This window comes from Rhodococcus erythropolis NBRC 15567 (genome assembly GCF_001552595.1).
In the GTDB taxonomy this organism is placed as follows: Bacteria; Actinomycetota; Actinomycetes; order Mycobacteriales; family Mycobacteriaceae; genus Rhodococcus_F; species Rhodococcus_F erythropolis.
Genome location: NZ_BCRM01000007.1, coordinates 110178 through 125526 on the forward strand (window position 1 = coordinate 110178; position 15349 = coordinate 125526).

Here is a 15349-nt window from a genome sequence, read left to right on the forward strand (position 1 = left end):
AAGATCCCCGGCCGAAAGCGGCCGAGGATCTTTTGTCCGTTCGTGGCAGAACTTACGGAACGTAGCGAACCGCGCCCTTGTCGGCGGACGTTGCCAGAGCGGCGTAGGCGCGCAGGGCTGTCGTCACGGTGCGCTGACGATCGACCGGCTGCCACGGGCGCTCGGAGGCCTCCATCTTCGCGCGTCGCTCGGCGAGGACGTCGTCGTCGACCAGGATCTCGAGCGTGCGCGAGGCGACGTCGATGCGGACCTGATCGCCGTTCTGGACGAGTCCGATGACTCCGCCTGCGGCAGCCTCGGGGGAGATGTGACCGATGGACAGTCCGGAGGTTCCGCCCGAGAAACGACCGTCGGTGATCAGTGCGCATTCCTTGCCGAGGCCTGCGCCCTTGAGGAAGGCGGTGGGGTGCAGCATTTCCTGCATGCCGGGGCCACCCTTGGGGCCTTCGTAACGCACGACGAGAACGTCGCCGGCCTTGATCTTCTTCTGCAAGATGACCGAGACGGCTTCTTCCTGAGATTCGACGACGAGCGCCGGGCCCTGGAAGGAGAACAGTTCCTCGTCGATGCCGGCCGTCTTGAGGATTGCGCCGTCGAGTGCGATGTTGCCGCGCAGGACAACCAAGCCGCCTTCGACGGTGTAGGCGTTCTCGACGTCGCGGATGCAGCCGCCGGCCGCATCGGTGTCGAGAGCAGACCAACGGTTGTCCGTGGAGAACGGTTCGATGGTGCGCACGCCGCCGGGAGCCGCGTGGAAAAGCTCGATTGCCTCGTCGGTTGCCTTGCCGGAGCGGATGTCCCAGTCGTCGAGCCACTGGTCGAAGCTCTTGGTGTGCACGGTGGACACGTCGGTTTCGAGGAGTCCGCCGCGGCGAAGCTCACCGAGCAGCGCGGGGATTCCGCCGGCGCGGTGGACGTCCTCCATGTGGTAGTCCGAGTTGGGGGAGACCTTGGACAGGCACGGCACCTTGCGGCTGATCGCGTCGATGGTGTCGAGGTCGAAGTCGACCTCGCCTTCCTGTGCCGCAGCCAGCGTGTGCAGGACGGTGTTGGTGGAGCCGCCCATGGCGACGTCGAGAGCCATCGCGTTGCGGAACGCTGCCGGGGTCGCGATGTTGCGCGGCAGCACCGACTCGTCGCCGTCGCGGTAGTACTTGAGGGCAGCCTCGACCACGGTGGTGCCCGCACGAGAGAAGAGTGCGTGACGAGCCTTGTGAGTTGCCAGCGTGGAGCCGTTGCCCGGCAATGCGAGGCCGAGGGCTTCGGTCAGGCAGTTCATGGAGTTGGCGGTGAACATGCCCGAGCACGACCCGCACGTCGGGCACGCGCTGCGCTCGACCTCGTCGAGGCCTTCGTCGGACACGGCATCGTTGGCAGAGGCCGAGATCGCGGTGATGAGATCGGTGGGGGCTTGGGCCACGCCGCCGACGACCACTGCCTTGCCTGCTTCCATCGGACCGCCGGAGACGAACACGGTCGGGATGTTCAGACGCATCGCGGCGTTGAGCATGCCGGGAGTGATCTTGTCGCAGTTGGAGATACACACCAGTGCGTCGGCCGTGTGGGCGTTTGCCATGTACTCGACCGAATCGGCGATGATCTCGCGGCTCGGGAGCGAGTAGAGCATGCCGCCGTGGCCCATTGCGATGCCGTCGTCGACTGCGATGGTGTGGAACTCACGAGCGACGCCGCCGGCCGCACTGATGGCCTCGGCAACGATCTCGCCCACGTTCTTGAGATGCACGTGGCCGGGTACGAACTGGGTGTACGAGTTCGCTACGGCGACGATCGGCTTTCCGAAGTCGGAATCCGTCATTCCTGTGGCGCGCCACAGGGATCGGGCTCCGGCAGCATTACGTCCGATGGTGGTGGTGCGTGACCTCAACGGGGGCATGGGCGTGTTCCTTATGTGATCGTTGCTGGTCCACTCAAATAGAAGCGAGGGCCTTTCAACGCTACTCGCGTGCTACGGGCGCTTCTCTTCGGGCTGGTCCTGTGAGTTCTCGGCGACCTCGGATTCTGCTTCTGCTTCTGCAGCTGCTTCTTCCTCTTCGGCTTCCTTGGCGGCGAAGGCTTCTGCCGCCGATGCATAGGGATCAGTGATGCGGCCGCCGCTGGCGATCGCGATCTCGGGAAGCCTGACGAAGCTGACCGCAGGCAGGGTCACCTCGGTTCCGTCGGTGAGTTCCGCGCGCGCCCAGCTGCGCTTCGGGAAGCGGAAACCCTTGACATCGTCCCAGGCGAGGGTGCGCTTGGAGAACGTCGAGCGGACCTCGAGGCCGTCAGGGCTGACGGTGGTGCGCAGTCGCGCGACGAGATACACGGCGATGATCGGAAGGATCAGCAACCAGCTGAAGGCGACGGGCCACCCGAAGATCGGGAAGCTGACCGCGAACAGGAGGAACGCGCACGCCATGTAAGCGAGCTGCGAAATGCGGATGACGTGCCGAAGTGGTTTCGGCGTGTGGGATGATTGAGCCGGTGGCACGGGCTGCTGCGAAGTTGACACCTCTACATCTTCGCATTGCAGCCGATGTATCTCAGATTCTGGGACGGTCGACTCACCAAGTTTGCCGTTCGCGACTAGCGCCTCTACTGTCGAGTGCGTGAAACAGAATGAGTTGCTCGTAATCGGCCGGCGCGTCGTCGCCTGAGTCGATTTTTCAACTCACCAGATAACGACGCGCCACCCTCGCTCAGCAGATGCTGACGGGGGTTTTTTGTTGCCCGGAGCCAGAATCAGAGGATTTCCCAGTGAGCGCACCAACAGCACGGCCTCAACCCACGCCGCGCAAGTCAGGGACACCGAGCCCGACAACCGCGGCTGCCGCAACCCAGACGGCCAACCGTCGCCAGCTCCCGCCTGAGCGGGTAACCGGCGCGCAGTCTGTGGTTCGAGCCCTCGAAGAGCTCGAGGTCGACACGGTATTCGGCATTCCCGGCGGTGCCGTGCTCCCGGTTTACGACCCACTCTTCGATTCGGTCAAGGTCCGCCACGTGCTCGTGCGCCACGAGCAGGGTGCAGGCCACGCTGCCACCGGTTACGCCCAGGCGACCGGCAAGGTCGGCGTCTGCATGGCTACCTCGGGTCCCGGTGCGACCAACCTGGTCACGCCACTGGCCGACGCGCAGATGGACTCCGTTCCGATCGTCGCGATCACCGGACAGGTGGCGCGCTCGCTGATCGGTACCGACGGCTTCCAGGAAGCCGACATCTCAGGCATCACGATGCCGGTCACCAAGCACAACTTCCTGATCACCGACGCGATCGACATCCCGCGCATCATGGCCGAAGCCTTCTACCTCGCGGCCAGCGGTCGCCCCGGCGCCGTCCTGGTCGATATCCCCAAGGACATCCTGCAGTCGCAGACCACGTTCTCGTGGCCGCCGGAGATGCGTCTGCCGGGCTACCGCCCGGTCACCAAGCCGCACGGCAAGCAGGTTCGTGAAGCTGCACGTCTGATCGCCGACGCCAAGTCGCCGGTTCTGTACGTCGGTGGCGGCGTCATCAAGTCGGACTCCTCGCCGGAGCTGCTCGAATTGGCAGAGCTGACCGGTATCCCCGTCGTCACCACGCTGATGGCCCGCGGCGCGTTCCCGGACAGCCACGACCTCAACTGCGGTATGCCGGGAATGCACGGCACCGTTGCCGCAGTTGCCGCTCTGCAGCGCAGCGATCTCCTGATCACCCTCGGCGCGCGTTTCGACGACCGCGTCACCGGCCAGCTGAATTCCTTCGCGCCCGACGCCAAGGTCATCCACGCCGACATCGATCCGGCAGAGATCGGCAAGAACCGCTACGCCGACGTCCCGATCGTGGGCGACTGCAAAGAGGTCATCACCGAACTCATCGAGGCTATCCGTGCCGACATGGCCACGGGCACCACGTTCGAACTCTCGGAATGGTGGGCGTACCTGAACGACATCCGTCGTACCTACCCGCTGAGCTACGACCGTCCCACCGACGGTCAGCTGAGCCCGGAGTACGTCATCCAGACCGTCGGCAAGCTCGCCGGACCGGATGCCATCTACTGCGCTGGCGTCGGCCAGCACCAGATGTGGGCCGCGCAGTTCGTCGGTTACGAGAAGCCGCGCACGTGGCTCAACTCGGGCGGGCTCGGCACCATGGGGTACGCGGTTCCCGCAGCCATGGGTGCCAAGATGGGCATGCCCGACACCGAGGTGTGGGCGATCGACGGCGACGGCTGCTTCCAGATGACCAATCAGGAACTCGCAACCTGCGCACTCGAAGGTATCCCGATCAAGGTTGCCCTCATCAACAACGGCAACCTCGGCATGGTGCGTCAGTGGCAGACACTCTTCTACGAAGAGCGCTACTCCAACACCAACCTCGGAACGCACGGCGCCATCCGCATCCCGGACTTCGTCAAGCTCGCAGAAGCATTGGGCTGCCACGGAATTCGTGTCGAGCGTGAAGAAGACGTCGAAGCTGCGATCCGTGAGGCGCAGTCCATCAACGACAAGCCTGTCGTGATCGACTTCATCGTCACCGCTGACGCACAGGTGTGGCCGATGGTCGCTGCCGGAACGAGCAACGACGAAATCATGGCGGCCCGGGGCATCCGGCCGCTGTTCGACGACGACGAGGCAGTTGCCGAGCCCGCCGTCATCCACGAAGCCATGTCACGCGAGCAAGCCGGACCCGCCGCGGGCACAGGGGAGGATCAGAAGTGAGCACCAGTCACACCCTCAGTGTTCTCGTCGAGGACAAGCCAGGCGTGCTGGCCCGCGTCTCCGCACTTTTCTCCCGCCGCGGATTCAACATCGAATCCCTTGCGGTGGGCGGAACCGAGATCCCCGAGATCTCACGTATGACCATCGTCGTCACGGTCGACGAGTTCCCTCTCGAGCAGGTGACGAAGCAGCTCAACAAGCTGATCAACGTCATCAAGATCGTCGAGCAGGACGGTGAAGCATCCGTCGCTCGCGAGCTCGTGCTCATCAAGGTGCGCGCAGATGCAAGCGTGCGCACGCAGGTCATCGAAACGGTGAACCTGTTCCGCGCCAAGGTGATCGACGTCTCCCCGGAGTCCGTCACCATCGAGGCGACCGGTACTCGGTCCAAGCTGGATGCACTGCTGCGGATGCTTGATCCGTACGGTATCCGGGAGATCGTTCAGTCCGGGGTCGTGGCAGTCGGTCGAGGGCCGAAGTCGATCACGGCCACCCGCTAGTACTTTTAGACACGTAAAAATCCAAGGAGAGGTTGAGAACTGTGGCAGTCGAGATGTTCTACGACGACGATGCCGATCTGTCGATCATTCAGGGCCGCAAGGTTGCTGTGATCGGCTACGGAAGCCAGGGCCACGCCCATTCGCTGAGCCTGCGTGACTCGGGCGTCGATGTGCGCATCGGCCTCAAGGAGGGCTCCAAGTCCCGCGAAAAGGCGCAGGAGCAGGGCCTGACAGTCGGTACGCCTGCCGAGGTTTCCGAGTGGGCCGACGTCATCATGGTGCTCGCACCTGACACCGCTCAGGCCAGCATTTTCAAGGGCGACATCGAGCCGAACCTCAAGGACGGCGACGCGCTGTTCTTCGGTCACGGCCTGAACATTCACTTCGACCTGATCAAGGCTCCGGAGTTCGTCACCGTCGGCATGGTTGCCCCCAAGGGGCCGGGCCACCTGGTGCGTCGTCAGTTCGTCGACGGCAAGGGCGTTCCCGCGCTCATCGCCATCGACCAGGATCCCAAGGGTGAAGGCCAGGCTCTCGCTCTGTCCTACGCCAAGGGCATCGGCGGAACCCGCGCAGGCGTCATCAAGACCACGTTCAAGGAAGAGACCGAGACGGACCTCTTCGGCGAGCAGGCTGTGCTCTGCGGCGGCACCGAGGAACTGGTCAAGACCGGTTTCGAGGTCATGGTCGAGGCCGGCTACGCACCCGAGATGGCGTACTTCGAGGTTCTGCACGAGCTCAAGCTCATCGTCGACCTCATGTACGAGGGTGGCATCGCCCGCATGAACTACTCGGTGTCCGACACCGCTGAGTTCGGTGGATACCTCTCCGGTCCGCGCGTCATCGACGCCGACACCAAGGAGCGCATGAAGGCGATCCTGGCCGACATCCAGTCCGGCGAGTTCACCCGTCGTCTGGTTGCCAACGTCGAGAACGGCAACACCGAGCTCGAAGGCCTGCGCAAGGCCAACGCCGAGCACCCCATCGAGGTCACCGGCAAGAAGCTGCGCGACCTGATGAGCTGGGTCGATCGTCCGATCACCGAAACCGCGTAATTCGTAGTTTCACGCTCCACGTCTCCACTGGCCTGATGTCGCGCCGGTTCAATTACGTTGAACCAGCGCGGCATTGGGCCGGAGTCGTTTTCCGGGCCGGCTGAGTCCGGATTCATATTCCATCGAGAATTCGCCCGCGAAAGTGTCCACTATGTGGTATCGCCTACCGCGTTGTGGATTCGAAGTGAGCGCGCACTAAACTGTCGGTGGTTAAACCACCTTCACACCCACCTAATCAGGGAGTTTGCACGTGAGCCAGCCTGGCCGTCCCGTTGTTCTGATCGCCGACAAGCTCGCGCCGTCCACAGTCGAGGCGCTCGGTGACGGTGTGGAGGTGCGTTGGGTCGACGGACCCGACCGCCCGGCGCTGCTCGCCGCGGTACCCGAGGCCGACGCGATTCTCGTCCGTTCCGCCACCACCGTCGACGCCGAGGTTCTGGCCGCAGGCACCAAGCTGAAGATCATCGGCCGCGCCGGTGTCGGCCTGGACAACGTCGAGATCCCCGCAGCCACCGAGCGCGGCGTGATGGTCGTCAATGCACCGACCTCCAACATCCACTCGGCAGCCGAGCACGCAGTTGCTCTGCTCATGTCGACCGCTCGCCAGATTCCCGCAGCAGACAAGACCCTGCGTGAGAACACCTGGAAGCGAAGCAAGTTCAACGGCGTCGAGATCCTCGGCAAGACCGTCGGCGTTGTCGGACTCGGCCGCATCGGCCAGCTGTTCGCGCAGCGTCTCGCCGCGTTCGAAACCACCATCATCGCGTACGACCCCTACTTGCCCGCAGCTCGCGCCGCGCAGCTCGGCATCGAACTGGTCACCATCGACGAGCTCGTCGAGCGCGCCGACTTCATCTCCGTGCACCTGCCCAAGACCAAGGAAACGGCCGGCCTGATCAACGCCGAGCGTCTCGCCAAGGCCAAGGACGGCGTCATCATCGTCAACGCCGCCCGCGGTGGTCTGATCGACGAAGACGCGCTCTACGACGCACTGGTCTCCGGCAAGGTCCGCGGCGCCGGTCTCGACGTGTTCAGCACCGAGCCGTGCACCGATTCCAAGCTCTTCGAGCTCGACAACGTCGTCGTCACCCCGCACCTCGGAGCATCGACGTCCGAGGCTCAGGACCGCGCAGGCATCGACGTGGCGAAGAGTGTTCTCCTCGCTCTGGCGGGCGAATTCGTTCCCGAGGCTGTCAACGTCTCCGGCGGCCCCGTCGGAGAAGAAGTTGCTCCGTGGCTCGAGCTGGTCCGCAAGCTCGGTCTCCTCGCTGCGACGTTGTCGCCCGAAGCTGTGCAGACCGTGCAGGTTGTCGCCACCGGCGAGCTGTCTGCCGAAACCGTCGACATCCTCGGCCTGGCCGCACTGCGCGGCGTGTTCTCCGCCAGCAGCGACGAGGCCGTCACGTTCGTCAACGCTCCGGCACTGGCCGAGCAGCGCGGCGTGACCGTATCGGTCGAGAAGCACTCCGAGGCTCTTGCTCACCGCAGCGCGGTCGAGGTTCGCGCAGTTGCCGCGGACGGCACGGTCACGTCGGTCACGGGCGCACTCACCGGTCTGCAGCAGGTCGAGAAGATCGTCAACATCAACGGACGCAGCTTCGACCTGCGCGCCGAGGGTCACAACATCGTCGTTCACTACAGCGATCGCCCGGGCGTTCTCGGTGTCCTCGGCACCGTTCTCGGCAACGCGGGCGTGGACATCCTCGCCGCAGCACTGAGCCAGGATGCCGAAGGCGAAGGCGCAACGGTCATCTTGCGCGTCGATCGCGTCGTCGGAGACGCCGAGGTCGAGGCTATCGTCTCGCAGCTCGACGCTCGCGTCGCCCAGGTCGACCTTTCCTGATTGTTTTTGCTGTGCGCCTTTATTAACCGCCCGCGGTTAATAAAGGCGCACAGTTCTACTGAGATGAGGACTCCATGAAGCTTGCGGTCATTCCGGGCGACGGAATCGGTGTCGAGGTCACAGCCGAAGCACTCAAGGTGCTCGGCAAGTTGGTTCCGGATCTGGAAACCACCGAATACGATCTCGGTGCCCGTCGCTACAACGCCACCGGCGAGTTGCTCCCGGCGGACGAGCTGGACCAGATCCGTCAGCACGACGCAATCCTGTTGGGCGCCATCGGTGACCCGCGGATCGTCGCCCCCGGCATCCTCGAGCGTGGTCTGCTGCTGAACATGCGTTTCCAGCTCGATCATCACGTGAATCTTCGCCCCGCACAGCTGTACCCGGGTGCGCTGTCGCCATTGGCGGCCCAGCCGGAGATCGACTTCGTCGTGGTTCGTGAAGGCACCGAAGGCCCGTACACCGGTAACGGTGGAGCAATCCGCGTCGGCACCGATCACGAGATCGCGACCGAGGTGTCGATCAACACCTGGTTCGGCGCCGAGCGTGTTGTTCGTTATGCATTTGCGTTGGCGCAGACACGTTCCAAGCACCTCACACTGATCCACAAGACCAATGTGCTCTCCAATGCGGGCGCAATCTGGACGCGTGCGATCGAGACAGTCGGGGCCGAGTACCCGGACGTCGAGACCGCGTACTGCCACATCGACGCTGCCACCATCTACATGGTGACCGACCCGTCGCGGTTCGACGTCATCGTCACGGACAACCTGTTCGGTGACATCATCACCGACCTGGCCGGTGCCGTGACCGGTGGAATCGGTTTGGCCGCAAGCGGAAACATCGACGCGTCCGGTACCAACCCGTCGATGTTCGAGCCCGTGCACGGCAGTGCTCCGGACATCGCCGGCAAGGGAATCGCAGATCCCACCGCCGCGATCCTCTCGGCCGCACTGCTTCTTCGCCATCTCGGACGCGAGGACGACGCCGCTCGCGTCGAGGCTGTGGTCGCTGCCGACCTGGCAACGCGCGGCGAAGGCCCCATCTCCACGACCGAGATCGGCGACCGGATCACCGCAGCGCTGTAAGGATTTCTTTCACGAGACTGACGCGCGTAAGCCTTACGGCTTGCGCGCGTCAGTCGTTTCCGACACCCCGATAGACTGGCCAGTATGCGTCTTGGTCGAATTGCCAGTCCCGATGGTGTTGCGTTCGTCAGTATCGAAGGTGAAGAGGATGCCCTCGTCGCCAAGGAAATTGCGGAGCACCCGTTCGGGAACCCCACCTTTACCGGCCGTAGTTGGCCGCTTGCCGATGTTCGTCTGCTGGCTCCGATTCTCGCCAGCAAGGTGATCTGTATCGGCAAGAATTATGCAGATCACATCGCGGAGATGGGCGGCGAGGCGCCGGCTGATCCGGTGATCTTCCTCAAGCCCAATACGTCCATCGTCGGCCCGGGCGCCCCGATCGTCTTGCCTCCGACGTCCAACGAGGTGCATTTCGAGGGTGAACTCGCGGTGGTCATCGGTCAGCCTTGCAAAGCCGTACCCGCGGCGAAGGCGTTGAGCGTGGTCCTTGGCTACACGATCGCCAACGACGTATCGGCGCGAGATCATCAGCGTCACGACGGGCAATGGACGCGCGCGAAGGGCCACGACACCTTCTGCCCGCTCGGTCCGTGGATCGAAACCAGCCTCGATGCGTCCGACGTCGACATCAAGACCGAGGTGAACGGTCAGGTCAAGCAGGACAGCAGCACCGCCTTCCTGCTTCACGACATTCCGAAGATCATCGAGTGGATCTCGGCGGTGATGACCCTCCTGCCCGGCGACGTCATCCTCACCGGCACCCCCGCCGGAGTCGGCCCGATCGTCGACGGCGATTCCGTGTCGGTCACGGTCTCGGGGATCGGCACGCTCACGAACCCGGTGACCGCCAAGAACTGATCTGACCCGGTTCGTCCGTCATGTGACTACGGAGGCCCCATCCCCACCGGATGGGGCCTCTGTCGTGGTGTGAGTCGAGAGGTGTCTGTCAAAGAAAAGTTGCAAGATGGTAACTAACGCTGGATGGCCGATTGGGATTGCCTTCCGGTTCGAGGTAATCAGGCCCTGGGACTGACCTGCGGGTTTCATGAGCCAGGCGAAGCTTCACCAATGACCCTCCTGGCGTTATGTCTGATTTGGTGAGGTTGGGAGGGTTCGCCTCGCGGTTTGCTGCCGCGGCTCGTAACAGACCAAATTCCCTGAAATGTAACGCTGAGCAGTAGGGTGGCCGATAACTGGATAGAAGCCGATGGGGCAATCGAGTGGATTGCGCAGAAACGTGGTGATACATGACGACCTTCGCGGAAGGCTCCCGGACAGCGGCAGCGCACGCGCGGAACGGGCAGCGGCCGGTGTGGCGAGACAAGAAGCGCTACCTGTGGCCACTGGGTTTGCTGGTTCCTCTCAGTCCGTTCGCTGCGTGGTTTCTGGTCGACAAGTTCAGTCTCGGGCTCTTCTGGGCCATCGGGGCCTGGCTCATCGTGATCGTCATTCCCCTGATCGATCTACTGGCGGGCGAGGACGGTAACAGCCCACCGGACGAAGCGATCCCTGAATTGCAAGAGGATCGTTTCTACCGCTGGTGCACGTATCTGTTCCTGCCCCTCCAATACGTCGGTCTCGTGTTCGTCGCCTGGTGCTGGGTGAATGCGCCGATGGCGGCGGGGGAGAAGTTCGCGCTCGCGATGACTGCCGGCGTGGTTGCCGGTGTTGGGATCAACGCGGCGCATGAATTGGGGCACAAGAGCGAAAAGCTCGAGAAGTGGCTCGCGAAAGTAGCGCTGGCACAGTCCTTCTACGGCCATTTCTACGTCGAGCACAACCATGGTCACCACGTCCGTGTCGCGACGCCGGAGGATCCGGCCAGTTCGCGATACAAGGAAAACTTCTGGTTCTTCTTGCCGCGCAGTGTCATCGGCGGCCTGCGCTCGGGATGGCGGATCGAAAGCGCTCGCCTGCAGCGTCAAGGCAGACGGACCTGGAGTTACCGCAACAACATCCTGAACGCGTGGGCGATGAGTGTGGTTCTGTTCGGGAGTCTGATCGCCGCATTCGGGTGGGAAATCGCACCGTGGCTGGCCGTTCAGGCGATCGCCGGATTCACGTTCCTCGAGACCGCCAACTATCTCGAGCACTACGGCTTGCTACGTGCGAAGCGGCCTGACGGCTCGTACGTTCGCTGCTCGCCCGAGGACAGCTGGAACAGCGACCACGTCGTCAGCAATCTGTTCCTCTATCAACTTCAGCGTCACAGTGACCATCACGCGAATCCGCGTCTGCGGTACCAGAGCCTGCGCAGTGCGGCCGAAGCGCCGCAACTTCCAGCGGGTTACGCGGTCATGATCGTGTGCGCGTGGGTGCCGCCGCTGTGGCGAAAGGTCATGGACAAGCGACTACTCGCCTACTACGACGGTGACATGACACGTATCAACGTCTTGCCGGGTAAGTGATCGGCGGGATGGAGGAAGCGCTGCGGGACTAACCTGTAGTACGACCATCCATCATCGCCGAGCCAAGTGAGCCATGACCAACAGCGAAGTACGCGTCCGTTTCTGTCCGTCACCCACCGGAACCCCGCACGTAGGTTTGGTGCGCACCGCCTTGTTCAACTGGGCATTCGCACGACACCACGGCGGCACGTTCGTGTTCCGTATCGAAGACACCGATGCGCAGCGCGACAGTGAAGAGTCCTACCAGGCCATCCTCGACGCCCTCCGCTGGTTGGGGCTCAATTGGGACGAGGGCCCGGAGGTCGGTGGGCCGCACGCACCGTATCGCCAGTCCGAGCGTCGCGACCTGCATCTCGACGTCGTTGCCAAGTTGCTGGCCGCGGGCGAGGCCTACGAGTCCTACTCGACCAACGAAGAAGTGGAAGCGCGACACAAGGCGGCCGGACGCGACCCGAAGCTCGGATACGACAACTTCGATCGCGACCTCAGCGACGAGCAGCGCGCTGCCTACGTCGCCGAGGGTCGCAAGCCGGTCGTCCGCCTCCGGATGCCCGATCACGACCTGACGTGGAACGACCTGGTTCGCGGCGAGACCACGTTCAAGGCAGGCACCGTTCCGGACTTCGCGTTGACTCGCGGGAACGGTATTCCGCTGTACACGCTGGTCAACCCCGTCGACGACGCGTTGATGAAGATCACCCACGTACTGCGCGGTGAGGACCTGCTGTCCTCGACCCCGCGTCAGCTCGCGTTGTACGAGGCTTTGATCCGCATCGGTGTCGCCGATTTCACACCGTCGTTCGGGCACCTGCCGTTCGTGATGGGTCAGGGCAACAAGAAGCTTTCCAAGCGCGATCCCGAGTCCAACCTCTTCATTCACCGCGATCGGGGCTTCATTCCCGAGGGACTGCTGAACTACTTGGCTCTGCTCGGGTGGAGCATTGCCGACGATCACGATGTCTTCTCACTCGACGAGATGGTTGCGGCCTTCGACGTTTCGAAGGTCAACTCCAACCCTGCCCGCTTCGACCAGAAAAAGGCCGACGCGATCAATGCCGAGCACATTCGCTTGCTCCAGCCGGCCGACTTCGCGGCCCGCCTGAAGTCGTTCCTGGTGGAGCACGGCCACATCAGCGCCGACGTCGATGAAGCCACGTTCACTGTTGCGGCGGACCTCGTGCAGACGCGCATCGTCGTCCTGTCCGACGCGTGGGATCTGCTGAAGTTCCTGTTCGTCGACGAGGCGTCGTTTGCTCTCGATCCGGCCGCGGCGGCAAAGAACCTGAAGGAAGACGCTGGTCCGGTTCTGGATGCGTCTCTTGCGGCACTCGAGGCAACCTCGGAGTGGACTGCGGCCAGTATCGAGGAAGCACTCAAGAAGGCCCTCATCGAGGATCTGGAGCTCAAACCGCGTAAGGCCTTCGCTCCGGTTCGGGTCGCGATCACCGGCTCTCACATCAGCCCTCCGCTGTACGAGTCGATGGAATTGCTCGGTCGTGAGGTCTCGATTGCTCGGTTGCGCGCCGGTAGGGCAGCGGTAACTGCCTAGATCGGACTGTCTTCCGGCCGAAAATGAAGCAAAAACCTTCCGTGACCATACGATTTGGTATTTGGGGCAGGGGTACTGGTAATCTTCTTTTCGGCCGGAGACGAGCCGCCGAGCACAACAGCGAAGCGGATCGGGCAAGGCTGGTGAGCAAGACCTTGGGGTATGGTGTAATTGGCAACACAGCGGTTTCTGGTACCGCCATTCTAGGTTCGAGTCCTGGTACCCCAGCGGAAATCCGGTCGATTTTGTGGCCGGACTCAGACAAGCTAAGCTTGCTGAGCATCCAAGAGCAAGACTGAATACCACGTTTAAAAGCGTGTCCTGGCCCCGTCGTCTAGCGGCCTAGGACGCCGCCCTCTCAAGGCGGTAGCGCGGGTTCGAATCCCGTCGGGGCTACAAAGGAAAGACCCTCCGATCATTGATCGGAGGGTCTTTTCGTATGTATGGGAAATGTTTCCGGCGATGCGAAAAACGATCACCCCCAGTCGAATTCGACTGGGGGTGATCGTCATCTCACTCTGTTGTCCGTGATCGGCTATCCGCTCTTACGGCGGAACTCTCGCTTGTGATCGGCCGGGCCATGCGTGTTGTGGACCTTGGACTGTCCGTCGCGATGGTCGGTCGATTTGGCGTTCTGATGATTCTTCCGTTCGAGGGCTTCACGGAACTTTCGTTTGGTTTCCTCCGATTGGGATTCGGGTTCCGACGGGGTGTTGCTGTCGAGATCGCTCATATGCTCACTCCTTGTTGTTGGGCCTGTTGGTGAAACTACGCCGGCCCGAATTCGAAAGCTCGTGAATTTCGCTTCACGAATCTCGGGGTCTACGGCGATGGTGCAGTAGAACCGGAAAGAGGCATCGCAGGCATCCCGAGCTTGCGGTGATCCCACGAACGAGTTCGATCGGGAACGAACCGTACCGCGACGCGCTTGTGGAGCATCGCTTCGACGGCCGGGCGGAGATCCTCCGTGTACGGGCCCGTGTATCGCTCCCAGACACTGATTCCCACGGCGAAGAGAGCTTCCGGATCCTCGACGATCACTCCGGTGCCCTCCATCGAGACTCCTCGCAGCGTGTCGTACGTCAGACCGTCTTCGATCAGGACGGACATTCGGGTGTCCCGGCGAAGATTGACCGCCTTCTGCGACTTGGCTTTGGTTTCGAACCAGATTTCGCCGTCGACTATCGCGAACCACATCGCGATCAGGTGAGGCATTCCGTCGGCGCTCAACGTCGCCATCGTTGCCGTACGGCTCTTTTCGACGAAGCTCGAAATCTCGGCCTCGGTCATCGTGATCTGACTACGCTGCTTTCCTGCCATGGTCGCGTCGTACTCCTACGTGCTCGAGGATCTGAAGGCCTTACTGTGTCACGAATTACAGACGCTTGTGGAGCGCTTCGGCAGCTGCGAGAAGGTCTGCCGCCCAGCGGGCTCCCGGTCGTCTGCCCATCCGATCGATGGGGCCGGAGACCGAAATCGCGGCAATGACAGCGCCTGCCGAGTCTCGGACGGGAGCCGCGACGCTGGCGACACCCGGCTCACGTTCGGCTGCACTCTGTGCCCAGCCGCGCCGGCGAACCTCGAGGAGCACTCGTTCGCCGAACGACGCATCGGCGAGAACGGTCCGTTGGGTTTGTGGATCTGCCCATGCGAGAAGGACCTTGGCGCCGGAACCGGCATTCATCGGCAGCCTGGCCCCGACGAGAACTGTGTCGCGAAGGCCCGTGGGCGGTTCCATCGACGCGACGCAGATGCGTTGGGTGCCTTCCCGGCGGTACAGCTGGACGCTTTCGCCGGTGATTTCGCGAAGGCGGGGGAGGATGAGTCCGGCCGCCGCAATGAGTGGATCATTAGCGGTGGCAGCGAGTTCGGCGAGTCCGGGTCCTGGGCACCACTGACCGTCCGAGTCGCGTGTGAGGAGTCGATGGACTTCGAGACCGACGGCGAGTCTATGGGCGGTCGCGCGCGGCAAACCGGTTCGTGCACAGAGTTCGGTGAGGCTGCACGGTTCCTCAGCTACTGCATGAAGAACGCCCATTGCTTTGTCCAGGACGCCGATGCCGCTATGCTGTCTCATAGGTCGATACCAGTTTCTCGCATAGTGGGATGATAGCGCATTTCCTGGTGGACTAGCGCATTTACTGAAGGGCTAGTGCATTTCCTAGGGGCAGCCTGCATCTGCTGCGAGGGCTGGGGACCTACTTCACGCGC

The 15349-nt window shown here is 62.9% G+C and carries 13 protein-coding genes and 2 tRNA genes; 10 read left to right on the top strand and 5 right to left on the bottom strand.

Features of this window, described 5'->3' with window-relative positions:
* Positions 1–52 precede the first annotated feature (52 nt).
* Together ilvD and RE4_RS12515 are read right to left on the bottom strand one after the other, a co-directional pair.
* Positions 53–1894, bottom strand: coding sequence for a dihydroxy-acid dehydratase (gene ilvD / locus RE4_RS12510; RefSeq protein WP_019747927.1), 1842 nt, complete (start codon positions 1892–1894; stop codon positions 53–55).
* Positions 1895–1966: 72 nt separating this feature from the next.
* Positions 1967–2488 (bottom strand): PH domain-containing protein, encoded by a 522-nt coding sequence (locus RE4_RS12515; RefSeq protein WP_021333074.1) that lies wholly within the window; start codon positions 2486–2488, stop codon positions 1967–1969.
* Positions 2489–2754: 266 nt separating this feature from the next.
* On the opposite strand from RE4_RS12515, the gene RE4_RS12520 reads away from it, so the two are divergent.
* From RE4_RS12520 to RE4_RS12565, 10 genes are all read left to right on the top strand, one after another.
* Positions 2755–4695: an acetolactate synthase large subunit gene (locus tag RE4_RS12520; RefSeq protein WP_019747929.1), complete on the top strand. Its 1941-nt coding sequence runs from the start codon at positions 2755–2757 to the stop codon at positions 4693–4695.
* Positions 4692–5195: an acetolactate synthase small subunit gene (ilvN, locus tag RE4_RS12525; RefSeq protein ID WP_003944718.1), complete on the top strand. Its 504-nt coding sequence runs from the start codon at positions 4692–4694 to the stop codon at positions 5193–5195. The genes RE4_RS12520 and ilvN overlap by 4 nt, the downstream gene beginning before the upstream one ends.
* Positions 5196–5248: 53 nt before the next feature.
* Positions 5249–6250 carry a ketol-acid reductoisomerase gene (gene ilvC, locus RE4_RS12530; protein ID WP_029255107.1) on the top strand — a complete coding sequence of 334 codons (1002 nt, stop codon included), beginning with the start codon at positions 5249–5251 and terminating at the stop codon, positions 6248–6250.
* A gap of 250 nt (positions 6251–6500) precedes the next feature.
* Complete coding sequence (gene serA, locus RE4_RS12535; RefSeq protein ID WP_003944758.1) at positions 6501–8093, top strand: phosphoglycerate dehydrogenase; 1593 nt, start codon at positions 6501–6503, stop codon at positions 8091–8093.
* A gap of 74 nt (positions 8094–8167) precedes the next feature.
* Positions 8168–9181: a 3-isopropylmalate dehydrogenase gene (locus tag RE4_RS12540; protein WP_020907259.1), complete on the top strand. Its 1014-nt coding sequence runs from the start codon at positions 8168–8170 to the stop codon at positions 9179–9181.
* A gap of 84 nt (positions 9182–9265) precedes the next feature.
* Positions 9266–10039, top strand: a complete 774-nt coding sequence (locus RE4_RS12545; RefSeq protein ID WP_019747932.1) for a fumarylacetoacetate hydrolase family protein — start codon at positions 9266–9268, stop codon at positions 10037–10039.
* 389 nt (positions 10040–10428) lie between these two features.
* Positions 10429–11589, top strand: a complete 1161-nt coding sequence (locus RE4_RS12550) for an alkane 1-monooxygenase (protein WP_060938660.1) — start codon at positions 10429–10431, stop codon at positions 11587–11589.
* A gap of 73 nt (positions 11590–11662) precedes the next feature.
* Positions 11663–13138 carry a glutamate--tRNA ligase gene (gene gltX / locus RE4_RS12555; protein WP_019747934.1) on the top strand — a complete coding sequence of 492 codons (1476 nt, stop codon included), beginning with the start codon at positions 11663–11665 and terminating at the stop codon, positions 13136–13138.
* A 156-nt stretch (positions 13139–13294) separates the two neighbouring features.
* Positions 13295–13366 (top strand) — tRNA-Gln (locus RE4_RS12560).
* Between the two features lie 95 nt (positions 13367–13461).
* Positions 13462–13534 (top strand) — tRNA-Glu (locus RE4_RS12565).
* Between the two features lie 139 nt (positions 13535–13673).
* Here the strand turns inward: RE4_RS12565 and RE4_RS12570 are convergent.
* The 3 genes from RE4_RS12570 to RE4_RS12580 form a co-directional block, all read right to left on the bottom strand.
* A complete protein-coding gene (locus tag RE4_RS12570; protein ID WP_007729345.1) occupies positions 13674–13871 on the bottom strand; it encodes a DUF5302 domain-containing protein in 198 nt (65 codons plus the stop codon).
* Positions 13872–13960: 89 nt separating this feature from the next.
* Positions 13961–14458, bottom strand: coding sequence for a pyridoxamine 5'-phosphate oxidase family protein (locus RE4_RS12575; protein ID WP_020907263.1), 498 nt, complete (start codon positions 14456–14458; stop codon positions 13961–13963).
* Positions 14459–14513: 55 nt separating this feature from the next.
* The gene (locus RE4_RS12580) at positions 14514–15215 is read right to left on the bottom strand and encodes an IclR family transcriptional regulator (protein ID WP_007729342.1); all 702 of its coding nucleotides are present in this window, start codon (positions 15213–15215) and stop codon (positions 14514–14516) included.
* Positions 15216–15349: the final 134 nt, after the last annotated feature.

What these genes read in the sequence shown, in the direction of transcription:
- gltX (WP_019747934.1), top strand. Translation starts at nt 11,663, where the DNA reads ATGACCAACAGCGAAGTACGCGTCCGTTTCTGTCCGTCACCCACCGGA.
- RE4_RS12545 (WP_019747932.1), top strand. Translation starts at nt 9,266, where the DNA reads ATGCGTCTTGGTCGAATTGCCAGTCCCGATGGTGTTGCGTTCGTCAGT.
- RE4_RS12580 (WP_007729342.1), bottom strand. Translation starts at nt 15,215, where the DNA reads ATGAGACAGCATAGCGGCATCGGCGTCCTGGACAAAGCAATGGGCGTT.
- RE4_RS12550 (WP_060938660.1), top strand. Translation starts at nt 10,429, where the DNA reads ATGACGACCTTCGCGGAAGGCTCCCGGACAGCGGCAGCGCACGCGCGG.
- ilvD (WP_019747927.1), bottom strand. Translation starts at nt 1,894, where the DNA reads ATGCCCCCGTTGAGGTCACGCACCACCACCATCGGACGTAATGCTGCC.
- RE4_RS12575 (WP_020907263.1), bottom strand. Translation starts at nt 14,458, where the DNA reads ATGGCAGGAAAGCAGCGTAGTCAGATCACGATGACCGAGGCCGAGATT.
- RE4_RS12570 (WP_007729345.1), bottom strand. Translation starts at nt 13,871, where the DNA reads ATGAGCGATCTCGACAGCAACACCCCGTCGGAACCCGAATCCCAATCG.
- ilvC (WP_029255107.1), top strand. Translation starts at nt 5,249, where the DNA reads ATGTTCTACGACGACGATGCCGATCTGTCGATCATTCAGGGCCGCAAG.
- RE4_RS12540 (WP_020907259.1), top strand. Translation starts at nt 8,168, where the DNA reads ATGAAGCTTGCGGTCATTCCGGGCGACGGAATCGGTGTCGAGGTCACA.